15 protein-coding genes are annotated in these 15,166 nt (G+C 70.7%); 9 read left to right on the top strand and 6 right to left on the bottom strand.

What is annotated here, in order from left to right:
• The first annotated feature begins 201 nt into the window (after positions 1 to 201).
• Entirely contained in the window at positions 202 to 1,095 is an 894-nt protein-coding gene (locus tag AB0F91_RS05010) for an SDR family oxidoreductase (protein WP_360594808.1), read from the top strand.
• A gap of 47 nt (positions 1,096 to 1,142) precedes the next feature.
• Here the strand turns inward: AB0F91_RS05010 and AB0F91_RS05015 are convergent, their stop codons facing one another.
• On the bottom strand, positions 1,143 to 2,990 hold the full coding sequence (locus tag AB0F91_RS05015) for an AMP-dependent synthetase/ligase (protein ID WP_360594809.1): 1,848 nt from the start codon (positions 2,988 to 2,990) through the stop codon (positions 1,143 to 1,145).
• Positions 2,991 to 3,189: 199 nt separating this feature from the next.
• On the opposite strand from AB0F91_RS05015, the gene AB0F91_RS05020 reads away from it, so the two are divergent.
• The 7 genes from AB0F91_RS05020 to AB0F91_RS05050 all read left to right on the top strand — a co-directional run bounded on the left by AB0F91_RS05020 (position 3,190) and on the right by AB0F91_RS05050 (position 9,829).
• Positions 3,190 to 3,822, top strand: a complete 633-nt coding sequence (locus tag AB0F91_RS05020; protein ID WP_360594811.1) for a transcriptional regulator — start codon at positions 3,190 to 3,192, stop codon at positions 3,820 to 3,822.
• A 34-nt stretch (positions 3,823 to 3,856) separates the two neighbouring features.
• Positions 3,857 to 5,038, top strand: coding sequence for a kynureninase (gene kynU, locus AB0F91_RS05025; RefSeq protein WP_360594813.1), 1,182 nt, complete (start codon positions 3,857 to 3,859; stop codon positions 5,036 to 5,038).
• A gap of 219 nt (positions 5,039 to 5,257) precedes the next feature.
• On the top strand, positions 5,258 to 5,581 hold the full coding sequence (locus AB0F91_RS05030) for a hypothetical protein (protein WP_360594815.1): 324 nt from the start codon (positions 5,258 to 5,260) through the stop codon (positions 5,579 to 5,581).
• 460 nt (positions 5,582 to 6,041) lie between these two features.
• Positions 6,042 to 8,468, top strand: coding sequence for a nitrate- and nitrite sensing domain-containing protein (locus AB0F91_RS05035; protein WP_360594816.1), 2,427 nt, complete (start codon positions 6,042 to 6,044; stop codon positions 8,466 to 8,468).
• On the top strand, positions 8,468 to 8,884 hold the full coding sequence (locus tag AB0F91_RS05040; protein WP_360594818.1) for a roadblock/LC7 domain-containing protein: 417 nt from the start codon (positions 8,468 to 8,470) through the stop codon (positions 8,882 to 8,884). Before AB0F91_RS05035 ends, AB0F91_RS05040 begins: the two co-directional genes overlap by 1 nt.
• Positions 8,881 to 9,252 (top strand): DUF742 domain-containing protein, encoded by a 372-nt coding sequence (locus tag AB0F91_RS05045; protein WP_360594819.1) that lies wholly within the window; start codon positions 8,881 to 8,883, stop codon positions 9,250 to 9,252. The genes AB0F91_RS05040 and AB0F91_RS05045 overlap by 4 nt, the downstream gene beginning before the upstream one ends.
• Complete coding sequence (locus AB0F91_RS05050; RefSeq protein ID WP_360594821.1) at positions 9,233 to 9,829, top strand: ATP/GTP-binding protein; 597 nt, start codon at positions 9,233 to 9,235, stop codon at positions 9,827 to 9,829. Before AB0F91_RS05045 ends, AB0F91_RS05050 begins: the two co-directional genes overlap by 20 nt.
• Here the strand turns inward: AB0F91_RS05050 and AB0F91_RS05055 are convergent.
• Positions 9,823 to 10,290 (bottom strand): DoxX family protein, encoded by a 468-nt coding sequence (locus AB0F91_RS05055; RefSeq protein ID WP_360594823.1) that lies wholly within the window; start codon positions 10,288 to 10,290, stop codon positions 9,823 to 9,825. The genes AB0F91_RS05050 and AB0F91_RS05055 overlap by 7 nt on opposite strands.
• 110 nt (positions 10,291 to 10,400) lie before the next feature.
• On the opposite strand from AB0F91_RS05055, the gene AB0F91_RS05060 reads away from it, so the two are divergent.
• The gene (locus AB0F91_RS05060) at positions 10,401 to 10,856 is read left to right on the top strand and encodes an NUDIX domain-containing protein (RefSeq protein ID WP_360594825.1); all 456 of its coding nucleotides are present in this window, start codon (positions 10,401 to 10,403) and stop codon (positions 10,854 to 10,856) included.
• On the opposite strand, the gene AB0F91_RS05065 is transcribed toward AB0F91_RS05060, so the two are convergent.
• The 4 genes from AB0F91_RS05065 to AB0F91_RS05080 all read right to left on the bottom strand — a co-directional run bounded on the left by AB0F91_RS05065 (position 10,853) and on the right by AB0F91_RS05080 (position 14,676).
• Entirely contained in the window at positions 10,853 to 11,506 is a 654-nt protein-coding gene (locus AB0F91_RS05065; RefSeq protein WP_360594827.1) for an HAD-IA family hydrolase, read from the bottom strand. The genes AB0F91_RS05060 and AB0F91_RS05065 overlap by 4 nt on opposite strands.
• A gap of 32 nt (positions 11,507 to 11,538) precedes the next feature.
• Positions 11,539 to 12,339 carry an alpha/beta hydrolase gene (locus AB0F91_RS05070; RefSeq protein ID WP_360594828.1) on the bottom strand — a complete coding sequence of 267 codons (801 nt, stop codon included), beginning with the start codon at positions 12,337 to 12,339 and terminating at the stop codon, positions 11,539 to 11,541.
• Between the two features lie 14 nt (positions 12,340 to 12,353).
• Entirely contained in the window at positions 12,354 to 12,929 is a 576-nt protein-coding gene (locus AB0F91_RS05075; RefSeq protein WP_360594830.1) for a DUF998 domain-containing protein, read from the bottom strand.
• Positions 12,930 to 13,527: 598 nt separating this feature from the next.
• Positions 13,528 to 14,676, bottom strand: a complete 1,149-nt coding sequence (locus AB0F91_RS05080; RefSeq protein WP_360594831.1) for a metallophosphoesterase — start codon at positions 14,674 to 14,676, stop codon at positions 13,528 to 13,530.
• Positions 14,677 to 15,166: the final 490 nt, after the last annotated feature.

The following is a 15,166-nucleotide window of genomic DNA, read 5'->3' on the forward strand; positions in this document are numbered from 1 at the left end:
CCACCCCGGGCCGGACCCACTCCCGGTCGGTGCTGACCTGTCCGGAGGTACCGCAGGGCTGATCGTGCGTCACTCGCTCGGCGCATGACGACCACCGTTCGTCGCCGTCGCCCTGCCTGCTGCACCGAATGCCCCAACACTGGAAATGAGCGCGGTGGGGCGATCCCTCGCCCCGCCGTCGCCGGGCAGTGGGGAGAAGTTATGGACAGGCTCATGCAGGACAAGACCGTGGTCGTCACCGGCGCCGGCCGGGGACTCGGCGAGGCGTTCGCCGTGCACGTGGCGCGCGCGGGCGGGGCCGTGGTGGTCAACGACGTCGACGCCGGCCTCGCCGAACGGACGGCGGAGAGCATCCGGCAGCACGGCGGCCGGGCCGTCGCGAGTGGACACAGCGTGGCTGACCCCGCGCAGGCCCAGGCCATCGTGGACCTGTGCGTGGGCGAGTTCGGCCGGATCGACGGCCTCGTGAACAACGCGGGCCTCAACTACGAGGCCCTGCCATGGGACGACGACGTCGAGCAGGCCAGGGAGCTGGTCGAGGTCAACGTCCTGGGCGTGATGTACACGGGCCTGGCGGCGATCAAGGCGATGGTCGCCGGGGGGATTCACGGATCCATCGTGAATATTTCGTCGGGCGCTTCGCTGGGGCAGCGCAAACTCGGGGTGTACGCGGCTTCGAAGGGTGCGGTCGCTTCGCTCACCTACTCGTGGGCGTTGGACCTGGAGGAACACGGGATCCGGGCCAACGCCGTGTGCCCGGTGGCGCACACGCGGATGGTGTGGAAGTCGGAGCGCGCGCTGCGGGCGTGCCCGCCGGAGCGCACGCCGTCGCGCATCGCGCCGGTGGTGCTGTTCCTGCTCGGCGACGGCTCGGCCGGGATCACCGGGCAGATGATCCGGTGCAACGGGCCGCAGCTGCACGTGATGGGGCAGCCGTATCTGAAACAGCCGATCCTCGAGCGGCAGGTGTGGGACACGGAGACGGTGCAGAACGCTTTCGACGAGGTGTTCTCGGCGCACCTGGAGAACTACGGCCTCGAAAAGCGCGTGCCGCCGCGCCTTCGCAAGTGGACGGACAGCAGCCGCATCGCGTGACGGCCCACCCCGGGCGGCTCTCCTCTCGGACCGCCCGGGGCCGGCGATCAGGACGCCGGGCTGGCGGCGGCGTACAGGTCCTTGATCGCGGCGTCGTAGCGCTCATTGATGACGCGGCGCTTGAGCTTCAGCGTCGGCGTCAGCTCGCCGGTCTCCGGGGTCCACGCTTGCGTGATCAAGTGGTAGCGCTTGATCTGCTCGATGCGCGCCAGGCGGCTGTTGGCGGATTCCACCGCGCGTTCGATCTCGGCGAGCACCTGCTCGTGGGCGGCCAGCTCGTCGATGCCGGACGCGTCGATGCCGTGAGCCGTGGCCCAGCCGGGGGCGATCTCGTCGTCGAGGACGATCAGGGCGGTGACGTACGGACGGTCATCGCCGATGGCGACGGCCTGGCCGATGAGCGGGTGTTCCTTGAGTAGACCCTCGATGCGGGTGGGGGCGATGTTCTTGCCGCTCGAGGTGATGATCAGTTCCTTCTTGCGGTCGGTGATCCGCACGAAACCGTCTTCGTCGATGGTGCCGATGTCGCCGGTGGCGTACCAGCCGTCGGCGTCGGTCGCGTCGGCGATGGAGCCGTCGTCCTGCAGATAGCCGAGGAACACGATGGGGCCGCGCACGAGCAACTCGCCGTCTTCGGCGACCTTCACCTCGACGCCTTCGAGTGGCTTGCCGACGGTGCCCGCGCGGAAGGCGCGGGCGCTGTTCGACGTGGCCGCGCCGGTCGTCTCGGACAGGCCCCAGACCTCCTGGATCTCGACGCCCAAGCCGGCGATGAAGTACAGGACCTCCACCGGCAGGGCCGCCGCACCGCTGGAGGCGACGAGCACCTTGTCCAGACCGAGCAGCGCGCGCACGGGGGCGAGCACGGCTTCGTCGGTCTTCGCGATGCGCTCGGCGAGCTCGGCCGGCACTTCCTTGCCGTCGGAGCGCAGCTTGTAGCCCTCCTGCAGCAGCGCGTTGGCCGAGAGCAGTGCCTCACGCCGGTCCTCGGGCACGCCGCCGAGCATGTTCTTCATGCCCGCCACCATCTTTTCCCACACGCGCGGCACGCCGAAGAAGCTCTCCGGGTGCACCTGCCCGAGCGCGGCGACGACACCGGCGGCGTCGGCGACGGTGTGCACGTGGCCCGCCCACAACAGCGGCAGGTAGATCGACAGCTCGCGCTCGGCGATGTGCGCCAGCGGCAGGTACGCGATGTTCTTGGCGTGCATGGGCGCGTCGTGGAGGTTCTGCACCGCGAGTCCTTCGTGGACGGCGTTGCGGTGCGAGAGCACGACACCCTTGGGGTCGCCGGTGGTGCCGGAGGTGTAGATCATTGCGAGCGGGTCGTCCGGCTGGATCGCCTGCCACGCGGCTTCGAACGCGGCGGGGTCCTCGGCGAGCGCCGCGCGTCCGGCCTCGCGCACTCCGGCGAACGAAACGAACCGTTCGTCACCGGCCGGGATCGCGGCCGCGTCCATCACGACGACGTGGCGCAGCGCGGGGAGATCGTCGAGCACCGGCAGCCAGCGCTCCAGCTCACCGGCGCCGCCGAGGACGACGACGGGCGCGGCGCTGTGGCGGGCGACGTAGCGGATCTGGTCCGGGCTCAGCGTCGCGTACGCCGTGCACGGGATCGCGGCCAGGTGCACGGCGGCGAGGTCGGCGACCAGGTGCTCGGGATTGCTCGCGGCCATGATCAGCATGCGGTCACGCTTGCCGAGCCCGAGCCCGGCCAGGCCGCGCGAGAACTCGGCGATCGCGGTGCGGAACTCGCTCCAGGTCAGCGTCGGGTGACCCTCGAGGTCGAGCGAGGTCACGGCGGGGTGCTCGCCGTACTCGGTGGCGTTGCGGTACAGCAGGCGGGGGATCGTCTGACCCTCGGACTGTGCGGCTGCGGACTGCGGGGTGGTCAACGCTGGCCCTCCTCCAGTGGTGCTGATGACCGATCACTGTAGGGGCTCCCGGCCGGTGTGGATAGAGAATCGCGGCCACTCCGCGTGCTTGCTTGGGCCTGACCGTGAACTACGCAAAACGGTCGATTCTCCACCCGGCGAGAAAAAGATCCACTTCAGCGCTCCTGCTTGAATGGAAGCCTCAGTCGAAGGAGAGCCTGTGCTCGCTCGTGATCAGTCCGCTCGTGAACTGCGCACCTCGGCCGGCACGCCGCGCGACGAGGACAACCGGCTCGTGCCGCTCGTTGCGTCCGGCTCCGCACCGCGGGCGGTGTTCGCCGCGATCGCCGCCGAGGAGAGGTGGCTCGCGCGCAGCGACTGGCGCAGCTGCCACGCGCTGGCGGCCCGTGCCGACGAACCGCGGGCGCGCGAGTTCTTCGGCGGTCTCGCGCCGGGGGAGCAGCTCGCGCTGGGCAAGCTCGACGCGTTGGCAGCCGCGGCCGGAGACGATCCGGGGACCGAGCTGCCGCACGCGGGTTGGCAGGCATATCTGGCGTATTTCACCTGGCTGGCGCTGAATGGTGAAGCGGCTGAAGTCGCGGTCGCGAGTTTCGCGAACTTCGCCGCGTGGGCCCGGTACTGCGCCGCCCTGGCCGCGGGGATGCGTGAGCACTACTGCTTCGAGGACGGTGGCTTCTCCGATGACGCGTGCGCGTTCTTCGACTTCTTCGCGGCCGACGTCCCGGAAATCGAAGAGTCAGCGCCGGCGGCGATCCAGGCCGGGCTCGACGCCGGCCGGTTCGATCCCGCCGGGCACGGACCTACGCCCGGCTGTTCCAGAGCTACGAGCTGATGTTCTGGAACACCCTCGCCGACGAGATCCCGGCATGACGCTCGCCGGCAGGGAACTCAGCACGGAAGCCGCCGCCCTCGACGCCGCCGACCCGCTGGCCGCCAAGCGCGCGGAGTTCGACCTCGACCCGGCCGTCGCGTACTTCGACGGCAATTCCCTCGGCGCCCCGCCGCGGCACGTCGCACAACGGCTCGCCGACGTGGTCCGCGAGCAGTGGGGCGGCCGGCTGATCCGGTCGTGGACCGACGGCTGGTGGGACGCGCCGGAACAGGTCGGCAACCGCATCGCGCCGCTCGTCGGCGCGGCGCCCGGGCAGATCGTGGTCGCCGACTCGACGAGCGTCGACCTGTTCAAGGTGCTCGTCGCCGCCGTGCGCGCGAACCCGGGGCGCGGCGAGATCCTGCTCGACGCCGCGACCTTCCCGACCGACGGCTACGTCGCCGAGCAGGTCGGGCGCCTCACCGGACACGCCGTGCGGCGCGTGCCGGTCGCCGAACTGCCCGCCGCGTGCGGTGCGGCGACGGCGGCGGTGCTCGTGAACCACGTCGACTACGTGTCGGGCCGGCTGCACGACATGGGCGCGATCACCGCCGCCGCGCACGCGGCCGGCGCCGCCGTGGTATGGGACCTCTGCCACAGCGTCGGCGCGCTCGAGGTGCGGCTCGACGAGCACGAGGTCGACTACGCGGTGGGCTGCACCTACAAGTTCCTCAACGGCGGGCCGGGCGCGCCCGCGTTCGTTTACGTCGCGAGCCGGCGGCAGGAGTCGTTCGACCAACCGCTCGCGGGCTGGGCCGGGCACGCCGATCCGTTCGCGATGGAGGCCGGCTACCGCGCGGGCGCGGGGATTTCGCGGGCGCGTGCGGGCACCCCGGACATCCTGTCGCTGCTCGCGCTCGACGCCGCGCTGGACGTGTGGGACGACGTCGATCTCGCCGTGGTTCGGGCGAAAGGCTTGGCACTGGGCGATTTCTTCCTGCGCTGCCTCGACGAACTGCGGCCCGGCGCCGACGTCCCGACGCCGCGTGACCACGCCCGCGGCCACCAGATTTCGGTGCGCGTGCCGGACGCGCAGCGCACGATGGCGGCGTTGCACGAACGCGGTGTGCTCGGCGATTTCCGCCCGCCCGACGTGCTGCGGTTCGGGCTCGCGCCGCTCTACACGCGGTACGCCGAAGTGCTGCGTGCCGTCACGGCGTTGTGCGAGCTGAGCTGAACGAAAAGGCGAACCGAACTCATGGAAAAATCGCGGTTTTCGCGGCTGAATGGATCCACGAATAGCCCCTTCGGGTGAGCGGCGGGGACATTTCCGCGTGGTTGCCCGCTATGATCAGACCCTGCTTTTCCGCTGGTGGGCGCACCGCGGACCGGCGCGATCCCGTGCTCGTGCGGCGCGGGACAACGTCGGCGCGGTTGCCGGGCGAAGGAGGCGGCGATGACCGGAGCACGCGTTCGCGAGGTGCCGCTTTCGTATGTCGGCACACTCCTGGTCGGGGTGGTCATCGGAATTCTACTCGCCGAATTCGGTGGCCTGTTCGCGCGCTTCCCGGTGGAGTCGACGCTCGTGCTCGTGCTGGTCTGCTCCGTGGCGGTGCTCGGCTGGGCGTGCCGGGAGATGCTGCACGATCTTCTCCGCCGGGGCCGGCGCGGCGGAGCGGCTAGCGAGGCCGACCTCGAAGCCAACCTCGACTGGCCCGACGTGCCGCGCTTGATCCCGCACCGCGACGGCGACTCGCGTCCGAACGGCGTTCGGCACTGAAAAGTGGTAATCGCGCCGGTTCGTCCAACGATTCCGCGGCCGGTGTAGTACATTTCACGCCTTTTCGCGCTCGCGTGGAGTTCGCGGCCGCGCGTAAGGTAGCCGTCACGGTCCGTCGGCGCCTTCCGTGATCGACCTCACCGGATATTTCGGTGTTCCTCACACGTCGTTCACCTCGCGGATAGCGCGTTGCAGGTCGCGGTGGCACCGCCGTCCGGCCCATTACCCGCGCGACCCAGCTCACCCTCCGCGTGGTGGATTTCCAAAGTACCGCTGGGAGTTGTAAGTGGATCACGGGAACGTGACCTCGATTCGCATCCGGACTTGACGTGTCTGCCCGGCCTGCCTAACGTCGTCGCGGGCGATGGACCACGGTGAGTTGATCCGGCTGGTCGGAACCGGGTGAGAAAACCCTGGGAGACCCGAATACTTTGCACTGCCGGAAGGAAAACGGACCACGGTGAAGCAGAATTCTGTTCGTCGCAGCCGCGGCTCGTCGATTCGATCACGCGTGCTCGCGATCGCGTTGATTCCGAGTCTCGCTCTCCTGCTCGTCGGCGTCGCGCTCGCCGGCTACCTGATCACCGACGCCCTGCAGGCACGGGATTACGCGCAGAAGATCCGCAGTTCGGAAGGGCCGGGCATCCCGTTCATCCTCGCCGCCGAGCAGGAGCGGCAGCTGTCGATGAGCCTGCTGGCCGGGCAGGCTGACGCGCGGCAGGCGCTGCAGGCCGCGCGGCCGAAGACCGACGCGGCGGCCGCGCAGATCAGCTCGATCCTCGAAGGCAACTTCGCCGACGACGACACCGTGCCCGCGAGCGTGAAGCAGAACATCGCCACGTTCGCCGGGCTGTACTCGAAGGTGCCGCAGGTGCGCCAGCAGGTGGACGCGGGACAGCTGCCGCTGCTGCAGACGTTCACCTTCTACAACCAGATCATCGACCAGTTCACGCAAGGCGTCGCCGGGCTCGCGCAGGCCGCGCGAGGTGCGGAGAACGCGTTCGCGCGCCTGTCGGCGATCCCGATCTTCAACGCCGCCGAGGAGATGCAGCGCAGTGACGCCCTGTCGGCGGCCGGCCTCGCCTCGGGCGGCCTGAGCGGCGACGAGCAGCGCGCGTACATCGGGCAGATCGGCGCGTACCACGCGCAGCTGGAACAGTCCGTGCCGCAGATGTTGCCGCAGGTGCGCGCGAGCTACGACAAGCTCGTGGCCGGACCGGACTGGCGCACCGTCACGCAGGTCGAAAACGCGTTCCTGGCGGGCGGAAAGCAGCTGCCCGTGCCGCAGCGGCAGTGGCGCGACGCCGCGCACCAGGTCGCCACGACGTTGATGACGATGTTCGTGACGCAGAGCTCGGCCGCCACCAACGCGGCGATCGCCGACGCCGACACCACGCTCACCGACTCGATCATCGCCGGCGCCGCCGCGCTGCTCATCGCGATCACCGTGGTGCTCATCGCGCTGCGCCTGTCGCGCCGGTTCATCGCGCGCCTCGCGCGACTGCGGGAGGACACGCTCGACGCGGCCGAAGTCCGGCTGCCGGAACTGGTGGAGCGCGTGCGGGCGGGCGAGCCCGTGGACCTCGAAGAGGGCGGGCACTTCCTCGACCACGGTGACGACGAGATCGGCGAGGTCGCCGAGGCGTTCAACAAGGCGCAGCAGGCGGCCATCGCCGCCGCCGTCGAAGAGGCGAAGACGAGAGAGGGCACCAAGACGGTGTTCCTCAACATCGCCCACCGCAGCCAGGTCATCGTGCACCGGCAGCTGAAGGTGCTCGACGCGGCCGAGCGCAAGCAGGAGGACCCGGACCAGCTGGACACGCTGTTCCAGCTCGACCACCTCTCCACGCGCGCCCGCCGCAACGCCGAGAACCTGATCATCCTCGGCGGCGGCCAGCCCGGTCGGCAGTGGCGCAACCCCGTGAGCCTTGCCGAGCTGGTGCGTGGCGCGGCGGCCGAGACCGAAGACTTCTCGCGCGTGAAGACGGCGGCGCTGCCTTCGGTGGCCGTGCGGGGTCCGGTGGTCGGCGACCTCGTGCACCTGCTGGCGGAGCTGATCGACAACGCGACGTCGTTCTCGCCGCCCGAGGCGCGCGTCGAGCTGCGCGGCAACGTCGTCGGCAAGGGCGTGGTGATCGAGGTCGAGGACCAGGGCCTCGGGCTGGAGAAGGAGCAGGCCGACGAGTTCAACGCGATGCTCGCGGACCCGCCGGACTTCGGGATCATGGCGCTGTCGGACGAGCCGCGGCTGGGCCTGTTCGTGGTCGCGCGGCTCGCGTCGCGCCACGGCATCTCGGTGCACCTGCGGGAATCGGCCTACGGCGGCACGCGCGCGATCGTCCTGGTGCGCAGGGATTTGCTGGCCCCGCTGAGCGAGGCGACGCCGGACGTCGCGCAGGAGCAGGCCCCGGTGCCGGTGCCGGTCCCCGAGCAGCCGGTGCAGGACCCCGTGCGGATGAGCCGTGTCGGACGGCGTGCCGCGCGGTTGCGGCCCGAAGCAGCGCCCGTCGCGCAGGTGGAACCGCCCGGGTACGAACCGCCCGCGCCGCCGGTCGAGCAGCCCGCTCCACCGCGGGCCGCCCGGCCGCCTCGCCCGCCCCAGCCGGCGTGGCCCGCGCACGAGCCGCGGCCGGCGCCGGAGAACGGCCGCCCCCAGCAGCCCTACCGGCCGGAAGCACCCGGACGTCCGCCGCTGCCTCAGCGCCGGCGTCAGCAGAACCTCGTGCCCCAGCTGCGCGAGGACCGACCGGCGCACGAGCTCGAAGAGGCCCGGGAGGACACGCCGGAACTCGCCCGCAACCGCCTCACGGCGTTCCAGCAGGGCACCCGGCGCGCCCGGGAGACGGAAGTCGACTACGACGACAACAGGTACGGAGATCGCGACTGATGGCCAACAACGGCGTCAACGAGCTCGACTGGTTGCTCGACGACCTCGTCAAGCGGGTCGCCGGAGCCGAGCGGGCAGTGGTGCTCTCGTCCGACGGGCTGCTGATCGGCCGGTCGGGCAACCTGTCCGAAGAGGACGGTGAGCACCTTTCGGCCGTCGCTTCGGCGTTCCAGAGCCTCGCGCGGGGCACCGGGCGCCACTTCGGCGGCGGCAACGTGCGGCAGACGATGGTAGAGATGGACCACGCGTTCCTCTTCGTGACGGCCGCCGGCCGCGGGGCGTGCCTCGCGCTGCTGGCGAGCGCCGACGCGGACATGGGGCTCGTGGCGTACGAGATGAACCTGATGGTCAAGCGGGTCGGCGCGGTGCTCACGGCGGCACCGCGGGCCGGAGTGGTCCAGCGGACTTCGCCATGAGCGGCCGGCACGAGTCCTGGTTCGACGACGAGGCCGGGCCGCTGGTCCGCTCCTACGCCGTCACGGGCGGGCGCACCCGCTCGGACACGCTCGGGCTGGACCTGATCACGCTCGTGGTCGCCATGCGCACCGCGCGCGAGGTGGCCGCGATCGAGCCGGAGTACGCGCGGATCCTCAGCCTGTGCCAGAAGCCGACATCGGTCGCCGAGGTGGCCGCGCGCGTGGATCTGCCCCTGCCCGTGGTCAAAGTTCTGCTGAGTGATCTCATCGAGCAGAACCTGGTGCTGTTCCGCACCGCCGCACCACCGACCGAAGCCCCGAACAAACACGTACTCCAGGCGGTTCTCGATGGCATCCGGAAACTCTGAACCCCGGCGCGCGCTGACCGCGACCGCGGTCAAAGTGCTGATCGCCGGCGGGTTCGGGGTCGGCAAGACCACGATGGTCGGGTCGGTCAGCGAGGTCGCCCCGCTGCGCACGGAGGAGGTGATCACCACCGCTTCCGAAGGTGTCGACGATCTGTCGGGCGTGGAGCAGAAGACCACCACCACCGTCGCGCTGGACTTCGGCCGCATCACGATCAACCCCGATCTGATCCTGTACCTGTTCGGCACGCCAGGGCAGGACCGGTTCTGGTTCATGTGGGACGAGCTGGCCGAGGGCGCGCTGGGCGCCGTGGTACTGGCCGACACGCGGCGGCTGGAATCGTGCTTCGCCGCGGTGGACTTCTTCGAGCGGCGCGGCCTGCCGTTCATCGTGGGCGTGAACTGCTTCGACGGCGCGTACCGCTACGGCACGGAAGAGGTCCGGGCCGCGTTGGACCTCGACCCGGACGTTCCCCTGTTGCTGTGCGACGCCCGTGAGCGGGAGTCCACCAAGCAGGTGCTGACGATCCTCATGGAGCACGTGATGAAGCACAACGACCTGGCGGTCGCGGGCTACTGACGGACCTTCTCGGCGCGCTTGCGCAGGTTGCCCAGTGCGAAGGCGCCCGGGCCGGTGGCGGCGATCGTCAGGAAGATCCACGAGTACAGCGCGGCCGGCTCGCCCATGTTCTGCATCGGCAGCAGGCCCATCGGCGCGTGGACGGTGAAGTAGGCGTAGGCCATCACGCCGGACAGCACGATCGCGGCCGGTCGCGTCGCCACACCCAGCAGGATCAACACGGCGCCGACGACCTCGATCACGCTGGCCCAGAAGCCGGGGAAGCTGCCGAACGGCACGGCCCCGCCCTGACCGTCGATGCCGCCGAAGAAGCCGAAGCCGGCCAGGCCGTGGATCAGGAACAGGGCCGACGTGACGACGCGGAACAGGCCCAGCACGACCGGGCGGGCGCGCTCGACGAGCTGCGGCTTCGTGGTCGACGTGGTGGACGGGGTGGCCTGGGTGCGCGTGATGGTGGTCATTTCCGGTTCCCTCCGAGTGTTTTCCCTTTTGCCGATGCGTCGAACGGGCCCGGCGCGGATCGACACGGGTGCGGAATCTTTTTCCGGACGGGTTCCGGCAGACTGGCGCGATGGCTGCCAAACACAGCGCCGGGCTGCTGCTCTTCCGCCGGCGCGACGAGGTCGAGGTGCTGCTCGCGCACATGGGTGGGCCGTTCTGGGCGAAGAAGGACGAGGCCGCTTGGTCGCTGCCCAAGGGCGAGCTCGGGGACGGCGAGGAGCCGGTGGCCGCCGCCCGGCGCGAGTTCGCGGAGGAGCTCGGGCTGCCCGCGCCCGACGGCGAGTGGCTCGCGCTGGGCGACGTGCGGCAGTCGGGGAAGGTCGTCACGGCGTGGGCCGTGGAGGCGGACCTGGACCCGGCGGCGGTCGTGCCGGGGACGTTCGAGCTGGAGTGGCCGCCGCGCTCGGGGCGCAAGCAGGAGTTCCCGGAGGTGGACCGCGTCGAATGGTTCGGGCTGGCCGACGCGCGGGTCAAGCTCGTGAAGGGGCAGCGGGCGTTCCTAGACCGGCTGTCCGAAGCGGTTTAGCCGAGGAGGTCGAGGACCTCGGCCAGCGGTTTGGCCGTGAACGACGGCAGCACCAGATCAGCGTGGCCGAAGTCGAGCACGGTGGTGATGGCGTTCGGCACGGCGACCGTCGGGATGCCCGCGGCCTTGGCGGCGCTGACGCCGTGGGGCGAGTCCTCGAAGGCGATCGCCTGGTCAGCCGGGACATCAAGCCTGGCCAGCGCGGCGAGGTAGGTGTCGGGGCGCGGCTTGGCGGCGTGGCGGTCGCCGGTCTCGACGGAGCCGAATCGCTCGGCGAGGCCGAGGCGGGCGAGCTGGCCGTGGACCCAGGCGCCCGACGAGCTGGACGCGACGCCGAGCTTGAGGTTCCGGTTCGCGGCTTCGTCGAGGTAGTCCAGCACGCCTTCGCGCGGGCCTTCGGCTTCCAGCAACTGGTGGACGCGGGCGCGCATCCCCGGGCGCAGCTGCTCGGGGTCGATATGCGCGACGCGCTCGGCGAGCAGCTCGAACATCGTGGCGGCCGTGTTCTGCGTGCCGATCACGGTGTGCCAGACCTCCAGCGGGAGCTCCGTGCCGTGGTCGCGGAACATCTCCTGCCACGACTGCAGCACCGCGGCTTCGGTGTCGGCCAGCGTTCCGTCGAAGTCGAAGATCAGTGCTCGCGTGGCCACCCGGTCAGCTTGCCGTATTGCCGTTCACGGTGTCAGCGAGGTGTGAAGAACTCCGCAAGCACGGGGGCGAGGGCCTTGGCCTTCACGAGGTGCGTCTGGCCGGGGAGGGTGCGGTAGGTGGCGCTGGGCAGCGTCTGGGCGAGCTGAGTCACGCCGGCGCGCATCCACTGCGGACTCTTGCCGCCGTCGATGACGAGTGCCGGCGCGGTGATGCCTGACCAGCGTCCTTCGGGGAGCGGCCGGCCGGCTTGGTTGCCGTCCAGCACGGCGTTGTCGTAGGGGAGCGTGTGGGCGACGCGCTTGAGCTTGGGCCAGGCAGGCATGAGGCGCATCATCGCGACCACGGGCGCGGGCAGTTCGACACCGACGCGCATGAAGAGGCGAACGGCTTCCGCTCGGTTGTTGCCTTCGACGGCCTGCTCCAGCTTCTCGGTGTAGCCGCGTTCGAGCGGCTTGCGCGACCCGTCGACGACGAACGGCGGCTCGTACACGGCGAGCTTGTTCGTCGGCACCCCGCGGTGTGCCGCTTCGAGCGCGAGCGCGGCTCCCGAGGAGATCCCGAAGAGGCCGGCTTCCCCGCCCGCCTCCTTGACGATGGCGGCGACGTCTTCCACTTCGCGCTCCACGTCGTAGGGCAGCGTGTTCCCGCTCTCGCCCCGGCCGCGGCGGTCGAAGGTGTAGACGGTGAAGCGGCCGACGAGTTCTTTCGCGATGGCGTCGTTGGGCGTCGAACCGCGGTAACACATTGCCCCGTCGACGAGCACGAGCGACGGCCCGGTGCCGACGCGGGTGTAGCCGAGGGTGGTGCCGTCGGCGGAAATGGTGGTGGGCATGGGTTTTGCCTCCTTCAGTGGTTGGTGGTGCGCTGGGCGTGGACCGCTGTCACGGCGAGCCAGGCGAACGCGAGTGCGACGGCCACCCAGAACCCGACCACGACCACGGGGCTGGTGGACCCGGTGGTGACGCCGGCGAACCCGGCGAGGAACGCGATGCCGGTGACGCGGGAGTAGAGGGATTTGCGGGCGAGGCACGCGGCGGTGAAGGCGAGGAAGCCGATGCCGGCGGTGACGATGTGGAGCGCTCCGTGCCAGGAGATCGCGGTGCCGGCGGGGTCGGCCACGAAGACGCCGGCCGCGATGAGCCCGGCGCCGAAGGTGGCGACCAGCTTGCTCTTGAGCCCTGCCGCGCAGGCGATGACGAGCAGGCCGGTGACGACGAAGTTCGCCACCTGGATCCAGCCGTGGGGCCCGATCGCGAGGAGGCTGACGTCGGTCCGCGCGGCGTCGAACCCGGGCCGGGTCAGGGCTTGGGCGAGGGCGGTCACGAGGTAGACGGGCCCGGCGGCGATCCCTGCGTCGAGGAGGGCGCGGGTCTTGTTCGAGCTGGTCGGCGGGGTGGTCGGTCGGTACTCGGTGGTGGTCATGGTGGCCTTCTCTGCGCTGAGACTCCTCGCGTGTGTGGTGCGGAGAAGATTGTCACCGATGGTTGTTATTGTCAAGACAAAAAAAGTATTCGGTAGGATGGCTGGATGGGCTTGGGGGGCCGGTGAAGGTGGGCGCGTCAGGTGGCGTGACGGGTCGCTGGGGCGCGCCGTAGCGCTCGCCTCGGCCTGGCGTTACTCGTGTCAGGGCGGTCGGCGGTGCTCAAGTCAGACTTGTTGGCCGGGAGGTTGACGAAGGCGCGCCTGTCAGGTGGCGCGGTGGATCGCTGGGTCGCGCCGATGCGCTCGCCTCGGCCTGGTGGTCGCGGTTCTGCGGTGCTCAGGTCAGGCCTGCCGGCCGGGCTGAGGTCTGCGGGCTGGGCTGGTCGGGAGGCGTGGCGGATCGCTCGGGCACGCCGAAGGCGTTGCTCGGCCTGAGGTGGCTCGCGTTGGACCGGGCGGTGCCCAGGCCAGGGGGTGGCCGGTTTGGGGTCGTCGATGGCGAGCCGGTGAGACGGCGCGACGGGTCGCTGGGGGCACGCCGAAGCCTTTGCCCGGCCTGGTGTCGCCCGCGTCAGGCAGGGTGGTCGGTGGTGCCCGGTCAGGCGGGGCGGCGCAGGGTGAGGAGGCTGATCTCGTTGGGGGCGAACACGCGGAACGGCGGGCCCCAGAAGCCGGAACCGCGGCTGTTGTAGAGCTGGGTGCGGGGGCCGTGGGGCGTGAGGCCGGAAAGGGTGGGCTGGTCGAGGCGGACGAGCAGGTGGAACGGCCAGATCTGGCCGCCGTGGGTGTGGCCGGAGATCTGCAGATCGACGCCGGCTTCGCGGGCCTGCTTGACCTGCTTGGGCTGGTGGGCCAGGAGGACGACGGGGACTTCGGGGTCCGCGCCGGCGAGGGCGGCGGGCAGGTCGGGGCCGTGGCCGGGCAGTCCGGAGGCCGCGCCGGTGGGGTCGTCGATGCCGGCGAAGAGGACTCGGTCGCCGCCGCGTTCGACGAGGGTGCTGCGGTTGTGGAGGGTGTCCCAGCCGAGGCTGGTCATGTGGTCGAGCCAGGCCTGGGCTTCGCCGAAGTACTCGTGGTTGCCGGTGATGTAGAAGCGTCCGAGGCCGGCTTGGACGCCACCCAGCGGGTCGACCTGCTTGCGGCGTTTGGCGACCGACCCGTCGGCGAGGTCGCCCGCGTGGCAGACGACGTCGGCTTGCAGCCGGTTGACCTCGGCGACCAGCTTTTCCGACCACTTGGTGCGGTCGAGGGGGCCGTAGTGCGTGTCGGTGATGACCGCGATGCGCAGCCCGTCGACGCCCGCGCCCAGCCTCGGGATCACCACGTCCACTTCCTTCACCGGCGGCACCCGCATCGCGATCCGGTTGCCGACCACGAGCAGCACCAGCGACACCGCCAGGCTCGCCGCCGCCACGATCCGCGGCCGCGCGGGGTCGTCAACACCCGCGAGAAGCAGCGCCAGCCGCAGCACATGCCCGAGGACGCTCCACGTGAACAGCACCCAGACGGTGCCCAGCATGACGTCCGCGGCTCGCGCCGCCGCATCGCTCTGCCGCGGCCCGTGGCCCTGGAACATCAGCACCGGGAACGCCACCATCGCGCCGGCGAACACCACCGTCCCCGCGACAGTTCCCGCCACCGGCCACCCCGGCAACAGCACGAACACCGACCAGGGCTCCCCGAACAACAACAGCAACGCAACAACCAGGGCGGCCGCCCGACGAACCCGACGTATCACGGTCGCCATCCCTTCGACATGGTGTACCCAGAGTAGCCGGACTCGAGGGCTAACGGCCCAATGGGCTGTTAGGGCTGCAGCGGGTTGGCGGAGCCGCAGCCGAACTGAGCCGAGATAGTCGAGCCGAGCCCGGTTGGTCGTGGTGCGAACTGGGCCGGGTTGGGTTGAGCGGATCAGGTTGGTCGGACCGGGCGGGGAGTCGGCGAGCCGGGTGGGCAGGGCGCGGCGGGCCGGCAGCCGAGTCGGGCCCGGTGGGTCGTGGCGCGAACTGGGCCGGGTTCGGTCGAGCGGATCGGGTTGGTCGGACCGGGCGGGGAGTCGGCGAGCCGGGTGGGCAGGGCGCGGCGGGCCGGCGGCCGAGTCGGGCCCGGTGGGTCGTGGCGCGAACTGGGCCGGGTTGGGTTGAGCGGATCGGGTTGGTCGGACCGGGCGGGGAGTCGGCGAGCCGGGTGGGCAGGGCGCGGCGGGCCGGCGGCCGAGTCGGGCCCGGTGGGTCGTG

Origin of the sequence: Amycolatopsis sp. NPDC023774, assembly GCF_040639695.1 — a bacterium.
GTDB lineage: Bacteria > Actinomycetota > Actinomycetes > Mycobacteriales > Pseudonocardiaceae > Amycolatopsis.

Coding starts and splice junctions, on each gene's coding strand:
- AB0F91_RS05010 (WP_360594808.1), top strand. CDS start 202: ATGGACAGGCTCATGCAGGACAAGACCGTGGTCGTCACCGGCGCCGGC.
- kynU (WP_360594813.1), top strand. CDS start 3,857: ATGACGCTCGCCGGCAGGGAACTCAGCACGGAAGCCGCCGCCCTCGAC.
- AB0F91_RS05030 (WP_360594815.1), top strand. CDS start 5,258: ATGACCGGAGCACGCGTTCGCGAGGTGCCGCTTTCGTATGTCGGCACA.
- AB0F91_RS05040 (WP_360594818.1), top strand. CDS start 8,468: ATGGCCAACAACGGCGTCAACGAGCTCGACTGGTTGCTCGACGACCTC.
- AB0F91_RS05045 (WP_360594819.1), top strand. CDS start 8,881: ATGAGCGGCCGGCACGAGTCCTGGTTCGACGACGAGGCCGGGCCGCTG.
- AB0F91_RS05050 (WP_360594821.1), top strand. CDS start 9,233: ATGGCATCCGGAAACTCTGAACCCCGGCGCGCGCTGACCGCGACCGCG.
- AB0F91_RS05055 (WP_360594823.1), bottom strand. CDS start 10,290: ATGACCACCATCACGCGCACCCAGGCCACCCCGTCCACCACGTCGACC.
- AB0F91_RS05060 (WP_360594825.1), top strand. CDS start 10,401: ATGGCTGCCAAACACAGCGCCGGGCTGCTGCTCTTCCGCCGGCGCGAC.
- AB0F91_RS05070 (WP_360594828.1), bottom strand. CDS start 12,339: ATGCCCACCACCATTTCCGCCGACGGCACCACCCTCGGCTACACCCGC.
- AB0F91_RS05075 (WP_360594830.1), bottom strand. CDS start 12,929: ATGACCACCACCGAGTACCGACCGACCACCCCGCCGACCAGCTCGAAC.
- AB0F91_RS05080 (WP_360594831.1), bottom strand. CDS start 14,676: ATGGCGACCGTGATACGTCGGGTTCGTCGGGCGGCCGCCCTGGTTGTT.